This window comes from Sandaracinus amylolyticus (genome assembly GCF_021631985.1).
Classification (GTDB): domain Bacteria; phylum Myxococcota_A; class Polyangia; order Polyangiales; family Sandaracinaceae; genus Sandaracinus; species Sandaracinus amylolyticus_A.
The window spans coordinates 10,208,055-10,228,900 of record NZ_CP070225.1 but is presented as its reverse complement, the minus strand read 5'-3'; the positions used below and the strand labels follow the sequence as shown (position 1 = coordinate 10,228,900).

Genomic DNA, 20,846 nt, shown 5'->3' with positions numbered 1-20,846 from the left:
CGAGAACCTCTCTCCCCCACCCACCAGAGCCGCGACGCCCTCTCTTCCCCGCGCGGCCGAGACCTCACCAGCAGGGCGCGGGGGAGGGGGTCCGAACGCTTCCGCAGCGGCCCACCAGCCTCCGCCCGGCCCCCGAATGCGAGGCGGCCGCGAGCGCAGAGCGCACGCGGCCGCCGACACCACCTCATCAGTCGCCACCACCACCGCAGGTGGCCCCCGCGAGGCTTAGTGAGGACCCCCTCCCCCGCGCCCCGCCGAAGCCTCTCCCCGCGCGGCGATCAGTCCATCCGATACATCGTCACGACACAAGCCCCACCGAGCCCGAGATTGTGCTGCAGAGCCACTCGAGCCCCCGGGACCTGCCGTGCGTCGCCCTGACCGCGCAGCTGCCAGACCAGCTCGGTGCACTGCGCCAGTCCGGTCGCGCCCAGCGGATGTCCCTTGCTCAGAAGACCACCCGACGGATTCGTGACGAACTTGCCGCCGTAGGTGTTGTCCTCGTCCCAGATGAACTTCTCGGCTTCGCCTTCCTTGCACAGGCCGAGCGCCTCGTACGTGAGCAGCTCGTTCGCGGTGAAGCAGTCGTGCAGCTCGACGACCTGCACGTCCGAGGGGCCCAGTCCCGACTTCTCGTAGACCTTCGCCGCCGCGTTCTTGGTCATGTCGTAGCCGACCATCTTGATCATCGACTCTTCGCCGAAGCTCGACGGATAGTCGGTCGTCATCGCCTGCGCGGCGATGTACACGCTCTTGCCGATTCCCTTCTTCTTGGCGAACTCCTCACTGCAGAGGATCGCCGCCGCCGCGCCGCACGTCGGAGGGCAGCACTGATATCGCGTCAGCGGGTCGAACACCTCGGGCGACGCGAGGATCTCTTCCACCGAGTACGTCTCCTGGAAGAGCGCGAAGGGATTCTTGCTCGCGTGCTTGCGCGCCTTCTCCGCGATCTTCGCGAACGTCTCGCGCTTGGTGCCGTGCTTCCACCGATATTCGCGCCCTGCCCCGCCGAACATCTGCGCTGCGCCGGGCGCCGACGTGAATCCCTGCACGTCGTTCATGAGCCCAGCGTGCTTGTCGAGCGGATTGGTGCGGTCGTTCCACTTCGCCTGGAGCGCGCCCTTCTCCATCTGCTCGAAGCCGACGGCGAGCACGCATTCCGCGACGCCGCCCTCGATCGCCTGCTTCGCGAGCATCAGCGCGGTCGAGCCCGTCGAGCAGTTGTTGTTGACGTTGAACACCGGAATGCCGGTGAGCCCGACCTCGTAGACGGCGCGCTGTCCACACGTCGAGTCGCCGTACACGTATCCCGCGTACGCCTGCTCGAGATCGCGGAACTCCACGCCTGCGTCCTTCATCGCGGCGCGGATCGCGCCCGCGGCCATCACGTTGTACTCGTCGCTCGCGCCGGGCTTCTGGAACTTCACCATGCCGACGCCGATCACATTCACCTTGCGGCCCATGGTCACACTCCTTCTGGCGCTCACGAGAGCTTCTGCATGAATCCGAGTCGCTGCGCGACGTGCGCGTCTCCGTCGATGCGGAGCGCGCCGCGCTGATAGAGCTTCTGCGCGCTCGTCGCGCCGCTCGCGAGGGTCGCGAGATCCGCGTCGCTGATCGTGACGATCGTGTCGGCGCCCTTCCCGCCGCCGCTCACGACGCTGCCACTGCCGTTCTTGAGATCGATCGTCCAGACGTTCTCCGGGTCCTTCACCCGGAGCTCGATGACGTAGCCGACCTCCCGAACCAGACCCGCGTTGCTCGCGACTCGCTTGCTCAGCGCGTCGATGATCGCGGGCGCCTGCGCGCTCTTCGCCGGTGCCGCAGCCGCAGGAGCCGCTGCAGGTGCGCTCGCGCCACCGCCGCCGGTGCGCGCCTTCATCGCGGCCTCGACGTCCTTCGGCTCGACCTTCTTGAGGAAGTCGAGCTTCTGCGACGCCATGACGTTGCCGCTGATCTTCAGCTTGCCGGTCGTGAACAGCTTCATCGCGTCCGACTTGCCGGTGCACATGTCCATGAAGTCCGCGTCGCTGATCTCCAGCGTGCACTCCGCGGGGATCGGCTCGCCCTTCAGGACCGCGCCATTGCCGTTCTTGAGATCGATCGTCCAGGCGCTCTCGGGGTTCTTCAGCTTGAACGCGAAGACCGTCTTGATCTTCGCCGCGAGGTCCGCGTTCTTCGCGACGTAGCGCGTGATGCCGCCGAAGATGTCTTCGCTGGTCGGGGCCGCGCTCGCAGCGCTCGGGGCCTCGGCACCGCCGCCACCGCTGCGCTTCTTCGCGGCCGCCATCACGTCGTTGGGGTCGACGTTCTTGAGGATCGGCCCGAGCTTCTGCGAAGCCATCACGTTGCCGCTGATCTTCAGCTTGCCAGTCGTGAAGAGCTTCATGGCGTCGGCCTTGCCACTGACCATGTCCATGAAGTCCGCGTCGGTAATCTCGAACGTGCACTCCGCGGGCACGCTCTCACCCTGCGCGACGGAGCCAGTCCCGTTCTTCAGATCGAGAGTCCATACCGAGTCCGGATTCTTGAGCTTGAACGCGAAGATCGTCTTCGCCTGACTGACCGCGTCGGCGCCCTTCTTTGCGACGAACGCGGCGATTCCCGCGAACACGTCGCTCGAATTCGGGATCGGCGTCCCTCCGCCGCCCGCGCTCGCGGCGGCCGCGGGCTTCTTCTTCTCCTTCGCCTTCGGCAGCTCGGGGAAGAGCTCGATCGCGGCGTTGGAGATCACGACCTTGTCGCGCTCCTTCACCTTCACGCGGAAGAGGATGCGAGTGTCGCTCTCCTTCCACATCTCGGTGACCACCGTCTCGCCCGGCAGCACCGGATCGGCGAAGCGCACCTTGATGCTCTTGAAGTAGCGAGGATCGCCATCCTTCGCGAACGACTGGAGCACGTGGCGCGCGGCATATCCGAACGTGCAGAGGCCGTGGAGGATCGGTCGCTCGAACCCGAACGCCTTCGCGAACCCGGGGTCGGCGTGCAGCGGATTCCAGTCTCCGCTCAATCGATAGAGCAGCGCCTGATTGGAGTCGATCTTCTGCTCGACGCGCGCGTCGGGCGCGCGGTCGGGCGCGACGTTCACTTCCGCGCTCGGACCGCGATCACCGCCCCATCCGCCGGCGCCGCGGACGAACGTGCTGACCTCGTTCTTGATCAGCAGATCGCCGTCCTCGTCGTAGCTCTCGATCGCGGTGATCACGACGGCGCCGCCCTTCTTGCCGCCGTCGCTGCCCTTGTCCCAGATGTCCTTGATCTTCGCCTTGTGGACGAGCTTCTGCTTCGCGGGCAGCGGGCGCACGAGCTCGAGGTACTGCTCGCCGTGCAGCACGCGATCGAGGCCGTACTTCATGCCCGGCGCGGTCTTGCCCTCCTTGCCCATCGTGAGGATGCAGTTGATCGCCGGGATGACTCCGTACGTCGGCAGCGGCTTGAACCCACTGCCGTGCATCTCGTAGACGAGCTGCAGATCACGATCGTCGTCGGGATCGCGCGCTGCGCCGACGCCGAGCGCGTAGAGCGCGAGATCGCGCTCGTCATAGACGCTCTTCATCTCCGGGAACTCGTATCCGAGCGCCTGATCGACGTCGATGTACTGATTGCCACCCTTGCTGGGGCCGGCCTCGACGTTGTCCATGATCGGCTGGAGCGATCCCGCGATGTGCGGCGGGTGCGTCGCGTCCGCGTCGAACTTGGAGATCTCGCCCCACGACTCGTGCACGTCCTCGGCCTTCACCGGGCGTCCGAGGCGGAACAGCTTGCCCTTCGTGCGCTCCCACCGGAGCTTGCCGTAGAAGCCGCCGCCGACCTCGTAGAGGCCGCCGGTGTCCTCCTGCGACTCGTGGCAGAGCTCGACGACGAGCGCCGTCACGTACTCGGGCTTGAGCGCGTCGAGCAGGTTCTGCGGCATCACCGTCTCGGTCATGCGCGATCCCGCGACCGGCGCGATCGTGTTGACGATGACGTTGTTCTTGCGCCCTTCGATCGCGAGCGTGTTGGCGAAGCCCGCCAATCCGAGCTTCGCCATCGCGTAGTTCGCCTGACCGAAGTTGCCGTAGATGCCGGCGGCGCTCGCCGTCATGATGATCCGGCCGAACTTCTGATCGCGCATGTAGGGCCACGCCGCGTGGGTGCACTTGAAGGCGCCCTTCACGTGCACGCGATAGACGAGGTCCCAGTCCTGCTCGGTCATCTTCGCGAACGAGACGTCGCGCAGGATGCCCGCGTTGTTGATCAGCACGTCGATGCGGCCGAACGTGTCGATCGCGGTCTTGACGATGTTCTCGCCGTTCTCGACCGAGTCGTAGTTGGCGACGGCTTCGCCGCCTCCCGCCTCGATCTCGTCGACGACCTTCTGCGCTGCGGTCTGGCTCGCGCCCTCACCGGTGTGCGAGCCACCGAGGTCGTTCACGACGACCTTCGCGCCGCGTCGCGCGAACTCCAGCGCGTGCGAACGCCCGAGCCCGTTGCCCGCGCCCGTGACGACGACGACCTTCCCGTCGAACCGGAGCTCCTTCGACATCGAACGTTCCCTCCTCGCCCGGTCGCGGCCTCCTCCACCAGGTCCCGAGGTCCGCGCTCGGATCAGGCATTTCGCCCTGTGTTTCGGGCGACGATATTTCGTGCGCGAAAGAATCGTGGGCCCTCGAACCAAAGTCAACAAGCGTCCCCGGTTGAGCCGTGAGGGGCCCCTCGGGGTACCGACCGTCGATGCAGCGAACCAGCACGCGCGCGATGGTGGTGAGCGTCGCCTCGATCCTCACCTGGTCCCTCATCGCGCTCGCATGCGAGGGCGAGCTCGGCGGGAGCGGGCCGCAGCTCGATCCGCGTCGCGATGCGCGCGTGGATCTCGACGTCGACGCGGGCACGTCGATCGGCATCGAGGATGGTGGCGAGGCGCCTCTGCCGAGCGACGGCGGCACGATGTCACGCGACGACGGAGGCACGACGCCGCAGGTCGACGCGGGCACCACGCCGGTCGTCGACGCGGGCACGGGTGGCGGCGACGAGGTCTCGATCTTCGTCGCGCAGGGCTACGTCGGTCGCACGACGATCTCGTGCGACGACGGGCGCACGTGGATCGAGAACCGCTCGATGGACGACTCGCTGCGCTGCTTCCAGGGCATCGACTGCGACCATCATCCGGGCCGCGCGAAGGGCATCGTGTACACGCGCGGCGGCACGTTCGTCGCGACGTACGGGTGGGGCCCCGCGGGCGGTGTGGAGCGCAGCCGCGACGGAGTGAATTGGGAGCGCACGCTCGAGGGCACGACGTTCGGCGGCATCGCGACCGAGGGCGAGCACGTGCTGCTCGGCGCGCACGACGTGCGGGTGTCGGAGGACGACGGCGAGACGTGGAGCGCGCCGATCACGTCGCGGCTCGAAGGGTGGAACGTGCGTCGTGCCGGCGCGTCGAGCGCGGGCGGTGGTCGCTTGCTGCTGGTGGGCGACGGCGGCGACGTGACGCTGAGCTCCGACGACGGTCGCACGTGGTGGCGGCCGAGCTCGATCCCGGGCTCGTGCGGCGCGTCGATCCAGAACGACGGCGGCATCGGCACGATCGGCGACACGATGGTGATCGTCGGCGGCAACGGCGACGTGTGTCACTCGCGCGATGGCGGGACGACGTGGACGGGAGGCTCGCTCGGCACGTCGGTGGGCTCGTCGGACGTGGTGTCGACGGGCAGCGAGCTGATGGTGTGGGGCGGCGGTCGGGTGTTCCGCTCGCGCGACGGTGCGACGTGGACGTCGACGCCGCTCTCGCCGGCGGGCATCACGATCGGCGCGGTGACGCGCGGCGCGAACGGGACGTTCGTCGCGGTGAACGGCGGCTGGGACCAGTGGTACGACCGGCAGCGCTTCTATCGCAGCACCGACGGAGTGAGCTGGACCGAGCTGCCGCAGAACGCGTACGTGCGCAGCCATCCGATCCTGCAGATCCGCGAAGGTCGCGTGCCGCGCTCGACGTGCGAGTGATCGCCTGCGGAGGCGCGATCTCCAGAACGATCTAGGTGCTCACCGTGTGGCTTCGGTGTGCACGTTCGCGCAAGGGCGCGCCGGCGCGCGCTCGCGCTCACAGCAGTTTCGTTCGAGCTGTGTCGAGCGGGCCGCTCGTGGTGGGGTTGCTTCGCGTCGGCGCGATCTCGAGTCCCCGCGGATCGCTTGCGGTGCGGCCGTGATCGCGCGAGCGTGGCTCGCATGCCGCGACCGGTTGGGCTGCTGCTCGGGTGGGTGGTCGTCTGTTGCGTCGCTTCGCTGATCGGGGCGGCGGACTTCTGGATCTGGCTCTTCGAGCTCGCGCTCGGGCTCGTCGCGATCGGCGCGCTCGCGCTCACCTGGAAGCGGCTCAGGTTCACGAACGTCGCGTACTTCATGGCGGGCCTGCACTTCTTCGTGCTCGCGCTCGGCGCTCGCTACACGTACGCGGAAGTGCCGATCACCGAGTGGCTGAAGGACGCGCTCGATCTCGGGCGCAACCACTTCGATCGCGTCGGGCACTTCTTCCAGGGGCTCGTGCCGGCGGTGTTCGCGCGCGAGGTGTTGATCCGCGCCTCCGGCATGAAGCGCGGCGCGCTGCTCTTCGTGATCGTGTCGAGCATCTGCCTCGCGTTCAGCGCGCTCTACGAGATCCTCGAGACGCTCGTGGTGATCCTCTTCTATCCGGACAGCGGGCCCGAGTGGCTCGGCTGGCAGGGCGACGTCTGGGACGCGCAGTGGGACATGACGTGCGCGCTCGTCGGGTCGATCGTCGCGCAGCTCGTGATCGGTCCGCTCCAGGATCGAGAGCTGCGCTCTTAGTTGTTTCGACAAAGTTTCTGTTACCGTCGCGCCATGCGCGCGTCGCTTCTTCGTTGCTTCACGATCTCCGCTCTCTCGCTCGCGATCGGGTGCGGCGAGCCCGACGACGACACCGCCGACGGCGGCAACGACGCGGCGCAGCCCACCTGCGAGAGCCCACCCGAGCTCGAGCTCGGCGATCCGGACGGCCATGCCGATCCGCTCGGCGCGGGGCCGGCAGAAGCGCGCGCAGGACGCGTCGCGGGCGACGCGCTGCCGCCGTTCCCGAGCGGGCTCGGCACGTGGGACGAGGGCGGGTTCCTGCTCGCGAACGATCGCGTGGCGATGGTGATCGAGGACGTCGGGCCCTCGCACCTCTACGACCCGTGGGGCGGCCGTCCGCTCGGCATCGCGCGCGTCGAAGAGGGCGCGCTCGTCGACGTCGGCGACTTCGGCGAGATCCTGATCCTCACCGGGCGCTACACGGTGATGACGACGAGCGTGACCGTGCTCGCCGACGGCAGCGACGGTGGCGCCGCGATCGTGCGCGCGTCGGGGCCGCTGCGCGCGCTGCCCTTCTTCGAGGCGATCACGTCGGGGCCGCTGTCGACGGAGTTCGAGGGCGTCGACGCCGCGATCGACTACGTGCTCGAGCCGGGCTCGAGCCACGTCGACGTGCGCATCACCTACGCGTCGTCGCTCGCGCGCCCGATCTCGTCGATCACGACGATGCACGGGTTCATGTACACGCCGCGCATGCCGGCGTTCGCGCCCGGGCCGGGGTTCTCGCCGCAGAGCCTCGCAGTCGACGCGATCTCCTACACCGACGAGCGCGGGGTGGGCTTCGTGTACGAGGTGCGGGGCGAGGAGCTCGGCGTGGGCATCAACGCGTCGGGCTTCGAGTCGCGCTTCACGCGGCGGCGCCCGATCGCGGAGTGCGGGCTCACGACGGTCGAGCACGCGCGGCTCACGATCGCCGGGCCCGGCGTGGACGCGATGCAGGTCGCGCACGCGGACGAGAACGACGTCGCGATGCGCGCGATCGAAGGCGTGGTGCGCGATGCGAGCGGCACGCCCGCGGCCGGTGTGCGCGTGCACGTGCGCGCGAGCGAGGAGCGCTATCTGACGCGCTCGCTGCCCACCGGCGACGACGGGCGCTACATGGTGCACGTGCCGGCGAGCGAGGGCGCGCTCGAGCTCTTCGCATATCGACAGGGCGATGCGCTGGTCGGGCCGGTGTCGATCGATGCCGCGACGACGACGCGCGATCTCGCGCTCGGCGCCGGCGGATGGGTGCGCGTCACGGTGACCGACGAGGGCGGTGGCGCGCTGCCCTCGCGCATCCAGGTGCTGCCGCTCGACGGTGCGAGCGTGCCCTCGGTGCCGAGCGCGTTCGGCGAGGCGCTGCCGACGTCGGGTCGCGTGCAGGTCGCGCTCAGCGAGGACGGCACCGAGACGTTGCGGGTGCCCGCAGGTCGATGGCGCGTCGCGATGTCGCGCGGCTACGAGTACGAGCTCGAGACCCGCGACGTCGAGGTCACGAGCGATGGCCAGACGATCGACGTGAGCGCGCAGCTGGAGCGCGTGATCGAGACGCCGGGCGTGCAGTGCGCGGACTTCCACATCCACACGCGCCGCTCGAACGACTCGGCCGACGACGTGCTCTACAAGCTGCGCGGCGCGATCGCCGACGGGCTCGAGATCCCGGTGCGCAGCGACCACGAGTTCGCGGCGGACTTCACCGCGGAGGTCAGCGCGCTCTCGGCCGAGGAGTGGGCGTACGGCGGCGTCGGCTCGGTCGAGATGAGCAGCATGGAGCTCTGGGGTCACATGGGCGTGGTGCCGCTGACGCCCGATCCGACGCGCATCAACATGGGCGCGCCGCTGTGGCAGGAGTGGCCGACGCCGGAGCAGCCGGATCTCCCGCTGCGCACGATGTCGCCGGTCGAGGTGTTCGACGCGGCGCGGGCGCGGCCCGAGCGACCGACGGTGATCATCAACCATCCGCTCGGCGACACGAACTACTTCGGGTACGTCGGCTACGACCCGATCACCGGCACCGTCGAGCGCGAAGCGGACTGGGACGACGAGTTCACCGCGGTCGAGTTCTTCAACGACGCCGACTGGGGCCGCGAGCGCGGGCGCCTCGTGGTGCACTGGCTCTCATTCCTCGATCGCGGCCGGCGCGTGTTCGCGGTGGGCTCGAGCGACTCGCACGGGCTCGACACCTCGCCCGTCGGGTATCCGCGCACGTGCATGCAGCTCGGCACCGACGTGCCGGGTGAGCTCTCGCCGAACGGCGTGCGCGACGCGGTCGCGCAGGGACGCTCGACGATCAGCGGCGGCATCTACGTCGACGCGGCGATCGGCGATGCGGGCCCCGGCGCGGACGTGGTCGCGGGTGGCGCGCGCGCGACGGTGCACGTTCGCGTGCAGGCCGCGAGCTGGGTCGACGTCGACGCGATCGAGATCGTCGTCGACGGGCGGACGCTCGACACGATCGAGATCCTGCCGGCGGACGCGCCGGATCCCGTCGCACGCCCGCACGTGCGCTTCGAGCGCGACGTGGAATTCGACGTCGCGGAGGGACGCGGCAGCTACGTGATCGTCGCGGCGTACGGCGACGCGGCGCTCGAGCCGGTGCATCGCGGACGCACGCCGTTCGGCGTGACGAATCCGATCTTCGTCACGCGCTGATCGAGAGATCGGCTCCGCGCTTCGCGCGCTCCGTCCCGCGGACGAGCACTCCGGCTCAACAACTCGGCTCGCCCGCCGGTCCCTACCGTCCGCGCGCTGCGCGCGCTCCCGTACGGGACCCGCGGGACGAGCACTCCGGCTGGGACTCACCGCTCGATCACGCGCTCTACCGCGCGGGCGCGGGGTCGGCGCGGAGGTCCGCACCGGAAAGCCGAGCCTCATCACGATCTGCGGGAACGTCGTGCTGCCGATCGACGCGGCGAAATCGGATCGCAGCGCGGCGACTTGGACCGGCTGGTTGAAGAACGAGGCCTGTGCGCCGGTGAGCGCGGCGCGCAGGAGCACGCGCGCGAGCGCTTGTCCCGCGGCGAGCCACGAGGCGACGTCGTCGCGATCGGTGCCGAGCACCACGAGCGTCGGCGCGCTCGTCGCGACCTCGTGATCGGCACGCGCGACCTGCGCGCCGAGATCGACGCGCGCGATCACCATCCGGGCGAGCGGGAGCACGGGCGCCGGGACGAACGTGAGCCCGTCACCGGCGCGCCGCGATCGCATCCACGCCGCGAGCTCGCGACGCCACTCGCGATCGGCGAAGAGCCGGCGATCACCCTCGGCGGCGAGCGACGCGATCGCTTCACGCTCGCGCGGCGCGCGCACCACGTGCAGCCACGCGCCCTCGCGCTCGGCCGCCGACTCGAGCTCGCGCAACAGCGCATCGGGCACCGGGCGCTCGTGCATGCGACCACGCTCGGTGCGGCGCGTGTCGATGGCGCGCGCGAGGGTGCGATCCACCGGATCGACGACGCCCTCGGCGAGCTTCACGCGCGCGAGCAGATCGCGATCCTCGATCGACGGAAGGATCGACACGCTCGTGGTCAGCCCGGCCGCGGCCGCTGCGACGCGCAGATGGAGGAGCGCTGCGCCACACGAGATCGTGAGCTCGCGATCCTCGGGGTCGTTGATCGAGAGCACGCGCGTGCGATCGGCGCGCAGCGCCACGACTCGATCGCTCTCCTCGCGGAACCGCCACGGCTGGGTGTTGTGGCTCGACGGCGCACGCGTCGCGCGCTCGACCAGCGCGCGTGTGGACACGATGCGAGGCGCGACCGCGCTCGTGATCTGCATGCCGAGGACGTACCCGCGATCAGCGCCGAGACAAGGCGGCGATTGACACGTCGTCTATCGTTTGCGCTCGCAAGCGAATCCGCGTTTTCCGGACAGAAGACCCATGCGATCCACCGCCCTGATCCTCCTCGCGCTCTCGATGTCGTTCGTCCTCGGCTGCAGCGCGTCGCACGATCGCGGCACCGGCGCCGACGGTGGCCCATCGACCGCGGACGGCGGTGCGCTCTGCGATCCCGGCGACGAGCGCGCGAGCGCCGTGTACCACGGCACGCGCGAGCCCACGACGCTGCCGCTGACGCCCGGCGAGATCCTCGCGATCGCGCGCGTCGAGATCGGTGGCCTCTGCAGCGGCGCCGTGATCGCGCCGCGCTGGGTGCTCACGGCCGGACACTGCCTCGGGCGGCGTGGTGGATCGATCACCGTCGGCGCGAACCCCGATCGAGTCGATCGCGAGATCGCGATCGCGCGACAGCTCGAGCACCCGAGCCTCGACATCGCGCTGCTCGAGCTCGCGCAGGACGCGACCGTCGCGGTGCCCGGCCTCGTCCCGATCCGCATCGCGACGTTCCCGCTCACCGATCTCGTCGGGACGACCGCGGAGGCAGCGGGCTACGGAGAGCGCGAGGACGGCAACGCAGGCGCGCGGCGCTTCACGTCGGAGCCGATCGTGCAGGTGCGCGGCGAGTTCACGACGATCGATGGGATGGGCGAGCGCGGCGTGTGCTTCGGTGACTCCGGGGGCCCGCTGATGGTCGTCGGCGAGGACTCGAGCGTCCGGGTGATCGGCGCGCTGAGCTACGGCGATCCCGACTGCGTCGGTCGCGACAACTACACGCGCGTCGATCTCGCGCGCGAGTGGATCGAGGAGAACATCGGCGAGACGCCCGACCCGATCGAGGGCTGCGACGGAGTGACCGAGGCGGGCACGTGCCGCGGCGCGACCGCGGTGTGGTGCGAGGGCGACGAGCTGCACACCGACACCTGCACCGCCGACGAGCGCTGCATGCCCGGGCCCGACGGTCGCGCGACGTGCGTGCCGCGCAGCGAGGACCCGTGCGGCGGGCTCGATGCCACGGGACGCTGCGAAGGCGGCGTCGCGACGTGGTGCGAGGGTGGTCGCGTGCGCCGCGCCGACTGTGGCCGCTGCGGTCTCGACTGCGCGATCGTCGCGGCGCGCGGCGGCGCCGTGTGCGAGTGACGTCGCGAGAAACCTGAGCCGGTCGGGATTCCGATCCGCGACTTCACGGCGCGACGAACGAACGGCCTGCGAGCCGGTTCGTGCGCGCCAGGAGCCGCATGGATCTCATCCGTCTCGCGGGCGCTGCATGCGCCGCGCTGACCGTCGGCGCGTGCACGTGCACCAGCGCGCCGCTGCTCTCCGATCGCGACGGAGGCGTGCGGCCCGCCGACGCGCGGATCGCGCTCGACGGGCTCGTCGTCACCGACGTCGACGCGGGACCGCCCGACGGCGGATCGGCGTGCGCCGCGCGCGATCCGCGGGTGCCTGCGCGGCCCAACGAGGGTGCGTGGGCGGAGCGCTTCGCGAGCCCCGGCGTGGGCGGTGATCTCCCGAGCGTCGACGCGATCGCGATCGACGCGCGCGGCGTCGTGTACGTGGGCGGCACGTTCACCACCGCCGGATACGCGCCGGCCTCGAACGTCGCGGCATGGGACGGGCGGGACGGATGGCGCGCGCTCGGCGAAGGTGTCGCGGGCCCGGTGAGCTCGCTCGCGATCGGCCCCGACGGAAGCGTGTACGCCGCGTTCGCGCTCGACCTGGAGTCCGAGCCTTCGCGCATCGCGCGTTGGAACGGCACGACGTGGACGCTGATCGGAGAGGCGATCGGCGCGGTCGAAGAGCTCGCGTTCCTCGGCCCGTCGCTCTTCGCGGTGGGGAGCTTCGAGGCGATCGGCGACGTCGATGTGCGATCGATCGCGCGCTGGGACGGCGCGCGCTGGAGCGGCTACGAGGGGCTCCAGGCGCGCATCGAGTGCGAATTCTGCGGCGATGCCGTGCCCGGGACGATCCACACGTTCCTCGCGCGCGGCGAGCACGCGTTCTGCGTCGGCGGCGCGTTCAGCACGCTCGGGGTGATCGAAGCGCACAGCGCAGCGTGCTTCGACGGAACGACGTGGACCGCGCGCAGCATGCCGCTCGACGTGCAGGCGTACGGCGAGCTCGGCGTCGCGAGCATCTACGAGCTCACCGTCGATCCGAGCGACTCGACGCTCGTCGCGGGCGGCGACTTCATGCTCGACGACACGAACGAGAACGGCGGCAGCATCGCGCGCTGGACCGGCGATCGATGGGCGCTGATCGGTCGCGGCGTGATGGAGGCCAGCGGTCCCGGGACCACGAAGGCGGTGCGCGCGGTCGTGTTCGCGCCGAGCGGCATGTACGTCGCGGGCGCGTTCGATCTGGTGAACCCCGACGAGCCGCTCGAGGTGAGCGCGGTCGCGCGCTGGGACGGCTCGCGATATCGCGACGTCGGCGGGCTCTTCGCGGAGGTCGGCTTCGGCCACGGGCAGGACAACGTGCGCGTCGCCGCGGTCGCGCCCGATGGGAGCGTGTACTTCGGTGGTCTCTTCACGCGCGCCGGGAGCCAGCGCGTCGGTCACGTCGTGCGATGGGATGGCACCTACTGGAGCGGGCTGCGCACGCCCACCGAGCGCTACGACAGCGTCGCGGGGCAGGTGCACGCGCTCGCGCGACACCGCTCGTGCGAGATCTACGTCGGCGGCGCGTTCGAGTACGCGGGGCAGGTGCGCGTCGACAACGTCGCGCGATATCGACCGGGCGTGGGCTTCGCGGCGATGGGCCGAGGCGTCGCGGGCGAGGTGATCGACATCGACGTGACGCGGGACGGTCGTGTGGTGATCGGCGGATCGTTCCGCGATCCCTCGGAGTCGCCGCGCTTCCGCAACGTCGCGCTGTGGGAGCACGACGCGTGGCAGCCGCTCGGCGAGAGCCTCGAAGGACGCGTGTGGGCCGTGGCGGTGCACGAGACCGCGTCGCCCGACGATCGTGATCTCGTCTACGCGGGCGGCGACTTCCCAGGACAGCTCGCGGTGTGGAACGGCGAGGCGTGGCGCGAGATCGGTGGCCTGCGCGGCTATCCGATCGAAGGCGAGCACCTCGCGGTCCCGCAGGATCTGCTGGTCGATCCCGAGAGCGGCGATCTGATCGTCGCGGGACGTTTCGAGCGCGTCGGCGAGGACGAGCTCGTGGTGAACAACATCGCGCGCTGGGACGGCGAGCGATGGCACGCGTACGGCGAAGGGCTCGGCCGCGCAGGGGACGGAGCGCTCGCGCTCGCGTGGTGGAACGGTCGCCTCGTCGTCGCGGGATCGTTCGCGCGGAGCGGCGAGACCGCGCTCGGTCGCGTCGCGATGTGGAACGGCACCGCGTGGGAGTCGGTCGGTGCGATCGACGGCAACTCCGTCGAGGCGCTGCACACCCTGGGCGACGTGCTGTTCGCCGGCGGCGTGTTCGAGGTGCCGGGGAGCGAGTCGTCGTTCGTCGCGGCGTTCACCGGCACGTCGTGGGTCGGGCTCGGACGCGGCACGAGCGACGGTGTGGAGGCGATCGTCTCGCTCGACGAAGGTGTGTACGTCGGAGGGAGCTTCGATCGCGCGGGCACCTCGCCGTCGATCGGACTGGCGCTCTGGCGGTGGGAGTGAGGCGCTTGTCGTCGCCGCGCGGGATCTGGTAATCGCGAATGGGGTGGGGAGCTACGCACAGCACAAGTGCCCGAGCTGCGGCGCGCCGATGCCGCCCCCGTCCGCGACGCGCGCTCGACGTTGTGAGTACTGCGCTGCGCTCCTCGCGCCCGGTCCCGGCGGCTGGCAGCCCGCAGCGCACGAGGCGTGCGACGAGCCGCTCGTCGATCCGGCGCGCCCTCGCGCGTGGATCGGCGGCGCGCGCTACGCGCTCCTCGGTCGGCTCGCGCGCGGCGAGGGAAGCGACGTGTTCCTCGCGCGTCGCGATCGCCGGCTCACCGAGCTCGTGTCGATCAAGGCGCTGCGCGCCCACGGCGATCGGGATCTGCTGGAGCGCGAGCAGTGGGTCCTCGAGTCGCTCGAGAACAGCCGGGTCGCGGGCGCGGCGCACTTCACGCGGCTCGTGCCCCAGCGCGTCGCGCACGGCCTCGCGCGGCTCGGGCTGCACGGCGACGAGGGCGAGCGGCGCGTCTCGGTGATGCGATGGCGGAGCGGCTTCGTGCACACGATGCGCGATGTCCTCGACGCGTATCCGAGCGGCGTGAGCGCGGAGACCAGCGTGTGGATGTGGAAGCGCATCCTCGAGCAGCTCGGATGGACGCACCGCAGCGGATGGGTGCACGGCGCCGTGCTGCCGGAGCACCTGATCGTGCACGCGCGCGATCACGGCGTGGTGCTCGTGGGGTGGTCGCGCGCGGCGCGCCCCGGAGAGTCGCTCGTCGCGCTCACCGAGGGCGCGGAGGACTTCTATCCGAGCGAGGCGATGAACGGTGTGCCGGTGTCGACGCACACCGATCTCACGATGAGCGCGCGCGTGATGCGGAAGGTGCTGGGCTCGCAGAGCATTCCCGCGCCGCTCGCGCAGCTGCTCGAGACGCACGCGCGCGGCGACGCCGACATGGAGAGCGACGCGTGGGCGCTGAAGGACCGGCTCGATCGCGTGGCGCGCGAGGCGTTCGGTCCGCCGCGCTTCGTGCCGTTCGCGATGCCGGGCTGGTGAACGTCGACGGGAGGGGGAGCGATGGGTTACGGCAGCTACAGCTACGAGGCGCACCAGGCGATCACCGCACGGCGAGCGGCGGTGCCGGCGCAGCAGGTGTTCACGCAGCGCTCGATCCATCCGCTGATGGATCCCAAGGGCGTGAAGCACCGCGAGTCACGTGACAGCGACGATCATCCGAACACCACGAGCATCGTGTTCGCGCTCGACGTGAGCGGCTCGATGGGCGCGATCCCCGAGCAGATCGCGCGCACCGAATTGCCGACGTTCATGAAGGCGCTGCTCGATGCGGGCGTGGCCGATCCACAGGTGCTCTTCATGGCGTTCCAGGACGCCGCAGGCGGGGTCGCGCCGCTGCAGGTCGGACAGTTCGAGTCGACTGCGCAATTGATGGATCAGTGGCTGACGTGGTGTTGGCTCATGGGCGGCGGCGCGAGCGCGTACGAGTCGTACGACCTCGCGTTCCACTTCGCCGCGCACCACACGAAGATGGATTGCTACGAGAAGCGCGGGAAGAAGGGCTTCTTCTTCATGACGGGAGACGAGCCCTGCTACGACGCGCTGAAGGCGCAGTGGGTGAAGCAGTTCGTCGGCGACGAGCTGAAGGGCGACGTCCCGCTGGCGCAGGTGATCGCGGACTGCAGGCGCACGTTCCATCCGTTCTTCCTGGTGCCCGATCCGCAGCGCGGCGCGAATGTCGCGGGCTTCTGGAGAAAGCACCTGGGCGAGCAGACGATCGTGCTCGCGAGCCCCGAGGACACGTGTCCGGTCGCCGCAGGCATCGTCGCGCTGCAGGAAGGTGTGGTGTCGGACGTCGCCGCGCTCTCGAAGCGCCTCGTCGATGCGGGTCTGTCCGCCGCACGTGTGGATCGCGTCGCGAGCGCGATCGCGCCGTGGGCCAGCACCCTCGGGAAGGTCTGAGTGGGCTTCGGCGGGTACAGCTACGAGGCGCATCGCGCGATCACCGAGGCGCGCCGCGACCTGCCGGTGCAGGCCGTGTTCAAGCAGCGCGAGGTGCACCCGCTGATGCGCCCGCACGGCGTACGGGTCCGCGAAGCGCGCGACAGCGGCGGACATCCGCGCTCGCTCGCGATCGTGATGGCGCTCGACGTGACGGGATCGATGGGCGAGATCCCGGAGCGCCTCGCGAAAGAGGAGCTGCCCGGACTGATTCGACTCCTGAACGAGCACGGCGTCGACGATCCCCAGGTGCTCTTCATGGCGATCGGAGACGCGTTCCACGATCGTGCGCCGCTGCAGATCGGGCAGTTCGAGTCGACGGCCGAGCTGATGGATCAGTGGCTCACGTGGACGTGGCTCGAGGGACAGGGCGGCGCGTTCGGCAACGAGTCGTACGAGCTCGCACTGTATTTCGCGGCGCGACACCTCGAGCTCGACTGTCTCGAGAAGCGCGACCAGCGTGGATATCTGTTCCTCACCGGCGACGAGAAGCCCTATCCCGCGCTCTCGCGCTCGGCGGTGCGCAGCGTGCTCGGCGACGAGCTCGAGGACGATCTGCCGCTCTCGGTCGTGGTCGACGAAGCGTCGCGCGTGGTCGAGCCGTTCTTCTTGATCCCGGATCTCGAGCGACGCGCGCAGTGCGAGCACGCGTGGCGCGACCTGCTCGGTGATCGCGTGATCTGCATGGAGAGCCCGGCCGACACGACCGCGTGCATCGCGGGGATCGTCGCGATGAGCGAAGGTGCGATCGCGGACGTCGACGCATTCGCGCGGAAGCTCGGTGAGCGCGGCGTGCCGCGCGAGCGCATCGGTGCCGCCGTGCGCGCGCTGACGCCGTGGGCCGCGACGATCGGCAAGGACGGCGCGCCACTGCCGGCGCTCGACGAGCGCGCGTCGCTGCCGACGGGGCACGAGACGTCGAGCGGACACCGGCGCGTGCATCCGCCGCGATGAGCGCGTGGGTCGTCGTCGACCTCGGGTTCGGCGACTCGGGCAAGGGCACGATCACCGACTTCCTGGTGCGCGAGACCGGGGCGCGCGTGGTCGTGCGCTGGAACGGCGGCGCCCAGGCGGGCCATACCGTCGTGACCGACGACGGGCGCGTGCACACGTTCTCGCAATTCGGCGCAGGCAGCTTCGTGCCTGGCGTCGAGACGTTCTTGTCGGAGCGGATGGTGATCCATCCGACTGCGATGCTCGTCGAGGCGCGATATCTCGAGAGAGTCGATGTCCGGGATGCGCTGTCGCGCGTTAGAATCGCGGAGCGCGCGCGAGTCATCACGCCGTGGCACCAGAGCGCCAATCGAGCGCGGGAATCGGCACGCGGTGCCGGGCGACACGGCACGTGCGGAGTCGGATTCGGCGAGGCGGTGCGCGATGCGCTCGAGTCGGACGACGTCGTGCGCGCGGGCGATCTCCGTGAGATCACACGACTGCGTGCGAAGGCGGAGCGAGCGCGAGCGAGGGTGTGGGCGAGCCTGAGTGAAGAGCGCGCCGCGCTCGGCGAGGCGCACGCAGAGCTCGCGATCTTCGGCGATCGCGAATTGGTCGCGCGATGGTGCGAGGCCGCGGCGCAGCTCGCGTCGAACGTCGTCGCCGACGACGCGCTCGATGCCGTGCTGCGAGACGAGCGCGACGTGGTGCTCGAGGGCGCGCAGGGCGTGCTGCTCGACCAGCGATTCGGCTTCCATCCTCACACCACCTGGAGCGACTGCACCGCACGGGGCGCGAGGGAGCTGCTCGCGCAGCACGGACATCGCGACGAGACCACGGTGCTGGGCGTGCTGCGCACCTATCCGACCCGTCACGGAGAAGGCCCGTTCCCCACCGAGGATCGCGGCCTGCGACTGCCCGAGCCGCACAACGACGCGCGCGGCTGGCAGGGCACGTTCCGCGTCGGACATCCCGACCTCGTGCTCGCTCGTTATGCGGCGCGGGTCTGCGGTGGTGTCGATGCGCTCGCGATCACGCACCTCGATCGCACGGCGGCGCTCGATCGTGTCGCGACGTCGTACGAGTGGGCCGACGATCGCGAGCTCTTCGTGCACGACGCGCACGGTCGCGCGATCGACCTGCGCGAGGGCGATCTCGATCACCAAGCCCGCTTGGGGCGCGCACTGCGCGAGGTGACGCCGCGCTACGAGCCGCTCGACGGATCGCCGATGGAGCTGCTCGGCGTGCCCATCGCGATCACCTCGAGCGGGCCCACCGCGAGCGCGAAGCGGTGGCGGCGATGATCACTCGGAGCGATCGAGCGGCAGCCCGCGCAGCAACGCGACGAGCGCGACCTGCCGGTTCGTGTCGGTCTTCGAGAAGAGCTGCTTGAGGTGCGTGCGCGCGGTCTCCTGCGAGATCCCGAGATCGCGCGCGACGTCCTTCAGCCGCATCCCGGTCGCGAGCCGCCGCGCGACGCGCGCCTCCATCCGCGTGAGGCCCCACGCACGCTGCAGCGTGAGCACGTCGGGCACCGATCCGATCGACGGTCGCGGCGGCTCGATCACCGCGTCGAGCAGGTGATCGGCGAGCAACCTCAGCTCGCGTGCGTCGACCGCGCGCCGCGCGCGCGCGACGATCGTGCCCGAGGCCGGCAGGCGAAGGCGGTAGTGCCCGCCGCGCTCACCGAGCTCGTGCTCCACTTCGGCGTCGGGCAGGCTCATCAGGCGCGGCAGCGCGCGGAAGAGCCCCACCGACGCGCGCAGCCACAAAGGGCACGGCAGATACGGCGCCGGCACTTCGACGTCGACCGTCGCCTCGCGCTCGCCGACCCACGCGTGCTCGAAGCGCGCGTGGGGCCACGTCACGTGCAGCGTCCCGAGCGCCACCCGGAAGAGGCGCACCGGCGAGACGGCGAGCTGCGCGAGGACGCGGAACTCGCTGACGAACCCGGTGTACCGCTCACCGAGCAGCTCCTGCTCGACCGGCGTCAGCTTGGTGCCGACGCGATTGAGCATCGCCGCGTACTCGTCCCACGGCACCCGCTCGGCCTCGCCTCGCAACGCGCGCTCGATCGCCGGGAGCCCCGCGCGCGCGCCGACGGGATCGAGGTCGGCGTCCTCGATCACTTCGACGAAGGCACGCACGAGCGAGGGCAGGACTTCGGACATGCGGGCCCCGGGGCATCTAGAACCGTGGTCCAACGCGAGCAATCACACGCACGAGTGATGCTCGGATGTTCAGCCCGCAGAGGTCAATCGGCGAATGGATCGAAATCCGGCGTCACCGCGGCGCGACCCTCCCTGCCCTCCCAGCACGCGATCTGGCCACCGAAGGTGACCCCACACCCAGCCCCCTGCTCATCACACTCGATGGCGCCGAAGCGCCCGGGCACGGGCCCGGATGCGCCGTACTCGACGGCGAGTCGATTGACCGTGCCGTCGGGACGGAGCGCACAACGTCCATCAGGCGCGAAGCTCGCGATGCGCTCCCCGAAGAACGTGCGCGGGAGCGAGACGGCGCCGTACATGTTCCGGCACTCGGGGTGGAACCCGTCGGCCGGCAGCCAGCATCCGTGGTGGTAGCCGCGAATCGACCCGGGTGGCTGGATCGGGGCAGTGTCTCCGCGGTCGAGACTCCAGCAGACCGAATTGTAGTCGGCCGTGAACGCGCAGCCCGTGCTGCCACTGCTCGGGGCCATCTCGACGTATCGAGTCTCGCCGAACGACACGAAATGACCGTCCCACAGCGCCCACTCGCGGCGGTCGGCCGCAAATGCCTCCGCGCGACCGGTGGTCGTGATCCCGAAGAGCACGCTGGACAAGATTCCTTCGTCCCGAGCCACTCGGATGATCGCGAGGCGATCCGTAGGAGCCCACGCGCCGACGAACGCCTGGGCAGTTTCCTCGTACCACGGAGACGAGTCACCCCAGCACGCGGGTGAGCCGTCCTCACGAACCGCGCAGACGAGCGTGCTGCCTGCGTGCAACGAGACGAAGCGTTCATCCTCGGGGATCGGCGGCGCCTCAGGGCCCCAGCACCGAGCGAGCCCGTCAGCACGCAGCGCGCAGCCGAACCGGTCGGCGAGCGTGACATCGCGATCGAGGATCTCGACCTGACAAAGATCTCCGCATCGCCAGCGCACGTCGTGCGCGACGCCCTGATGCAGCTCGCCTTCACAGCCTTCGTTGTCGTGCAGGACGCCATCACCGCAGGAGCCGGTCACCGCACGACAGTCGTCTGCGCAGTAGTCGAGTCGACCGGCCACACCGTCGTCGCAAACCTCGTCGCCGACCACGAGATCGTCGCCACAGATCGGCAGGCACACTCCGCTCGCGCAATCCCAACCGTCTTCGATTTCGCATCCGCGCGAGCAGCCGTCACCATCGTCTTTGTTGCCGTCGGCGCAGGAGCCTTCGTACCACGGGAAGAGCACTTCGCAGCGCTCGGCGTTCGGTGGCGGACCGCCGTCGATCCACGGATCGCGTATTTCGTCCGCGGCCGGTGGCAGCACGCAACCCGCCACGCCCGCAACAACGACCGCCAATCCGAGCTGCCGCGGCCGAAACAGCATCGTGGATACTGCTCAGCCTCGGCCTGCGCCGAGCAGAATGCGCCGACAGCGGAGCTCAAA

At 70.0% G+C, this 20,846-nt stretch carries 11 protein-coding genes and 3 pseudogenes; 9 read left to right on the top strand and 5 right to left on the bottom strand.

The window, feature by feature from the left end:
• Positions 1-299: 299 nt before the first annotated feature.
• Together I5071_RS43520 and I5071_RS43515 are read right to left on the bottom strand one after the other, a co-directional pair.
• A pseudogene (locus I5071_RS43520) lies at positions 300-1,613 on the bottom strand (lipid-transfer protein); the annotation flags it as partial.
• Positions 1,514-4,522, bottom strand: a pseudogene (locus tag I5071_RS43515) (SDR family NAD(P)-dependent oxidoreductase); the annotation flags it as partial. The pseudogenes I5071_RS43520 and I5071_RS43515, both read right to left, overlap by 100 nt.
• Positions 4,523-4,710: 188 nt before the next feature.
• On the opposite strand from I5071_RS43515, the gene I5071_RS43510 reads away from it, so the two are divergent.
• From I5071_RS43510 to I5071_RS43500, 3 genes are all read left to right on the top strand, one after another.
• Positions 4,711-5,976, top strand: a complete 1,266-nt coding sequence (locus I5071_RS43510; RefSeq protein WP_236519312.1) for a sialidase family protein — start codon at positions 4,711-4,713, stop codon at positions 5,974-5,976.
• A 222-nt stretch (positions 5,977-6,198) separates the two neighbouring features.
• Positions 6,199-6,798 (top strand): DUF2238 domain-containing protein, encoded by a 600-nt coding sequence (locus I5071_RS43505; protein ID WP_236519311.1) that lies wholly within the window; start codon positions 6,199-6,201, stop codon positions 6,796-6,798.
• A 33-nt stretch (positions 6,799-6,831) separates the two neighbouring features.
• Positions 6,832-9,474 carry a CehA/McbA family metallohydrolase gene (locus I5071_RS43500; protein WP_236519310.1) on the top strand — a complete coding sequence of 881 codons (2,643 nt, stop codon included), beginning with the start codon at positions 6,832-6,834 and terminating at the stop codon, positions 9,472-9,474.
• 237 nt (positions 9,475-9,711) lie between these two features.
• On the opposite strand, the pseudogene I5071_RS47130 reads toward I5071_RS43500, so the two are convergent.
• A pseudogene (locus I5071_RS47130) lies at positions 9,712-10,599 on the bottom strand (Acg family FMN-binding oxidoreductase); the annotation flags it as partial.
• Between the two features lie 103 nt (positions 10,600-10,702).
• On the opposite strand from I5071_RS47130, the gene I5071_RS43490 reads away from it, so the two are divergent.
• The 6 genes from I5071_RS43490 to I5071_RS43465 all read left to right on the top strand — a co-directional run bounded on the left by I5071_RS43490 (position 10,703) and on the right by I5071_RS43465 (position 18,516).
• Positions 10,703-11,797, top strand: a complete 1,095-nt coding sequence (locus tag I5071_RS43490) for a S1 family peptidase (RefSeq protein WP_236519308.1) — start codon at positions 10,703-10,705, stop codon at positions 11,795-11,797.
• A 98-nt stretch (positions 11,798-11,895) separates the two neighbouring features.
• Positions 11,896-14,280: a hypothetical protein gene (locus tag I5071_RS43485; RefSeq protein WP_236519307.1), complete on the top strand. Its 2,385-nt coding sequence runs from the start codon at positions 11,896-11,898 to the stop codon at positions 14,278-14,280.
• 88 nt (positions 14,281-14,368) lie between these two features.
• Positions 14,369-15,319 carry a hypothetical protein gene (locus I5071_RS43480; RefSeq protein ID WP_236519306.1) on the top strand — a complete coding sequence of 317 codons (951 nt, stop codon included), beginning with the start codon at positions 14,369-14,371 and terminating at the stop codon, positions 15,317-15,319.
• A 21-nt stretch (positions 15,320-15,340) separates the two neighbouring features.
• Positions 15,341-16,240 carry a VWA domain-containing protein gene (locus I5071_RS43475; RefSeq protein WP_236519305.1) on the top strand — a complete coding sequence of 300 codons (900 nt, stop codon included), beginning with the start codon at positions 15,341-15,343 and terminating at the stop codon, positions 16,238-16,240.
• Positions 16,241-17,233 (top strand): VWA domain-containing protein, encoded by a 993-nt coding sequence (locus I5071_RS43470; protein WP_236519304.1) that lies wholly within the window; start codon positions 16,241-16,243, stop codon positions 17,231-17,233. It abuts the gene before it with no gap.
• Complete coding sequence (locus I5071_RS43465) at positions 17,230-18,516, top strand: adenylosuccinate synthetase (RefSeq protein ID WP_236519303.1); 1,287 nt, start codon at positions 17,230-17,232, stop codon at positions 18,514-18,516. Before I5071_RS43470 ends, I5071_RS43465 begins: the two co-directional genes overlap by 4 nt.
• On the opposite strand, the gene I5071_RS43460 is transcribed toward I5071_RS43465, so the two are convergent.
• Both I5071_RS43460 and I5071_RS43455 read right to left on the bottom strand, forming a co-directional pair.
• On the bottom strand, positions 18,517-19,383 hold the full coding sequence (locus I5071_RS43460) for a helix-turn-helix transcriptional regulator (protein WP_236519302.1): 867 nt from the start codon (positions 19,381-19,383) through the stop codon (positions 18,517-18,519). It abuts the gene before it with no gap.
• Between the two features lie 83 nt (positions 19,384-19,466).
• The gene (locus tag I5071_RS43455; protein WP_236519301.1) at positions 19,467-20,786 is read right to left on the bottom strand and encodes a DUF4215 domain-containing protein; all 1,320 of its coding nucleotides are present in this window, start codon (positions 20,784-20,786) and stop codon (positions 19,467-19,469) included.
• Between the last annotated feature and the right edge of the window lie 60 nt (positions 20,787-20,846).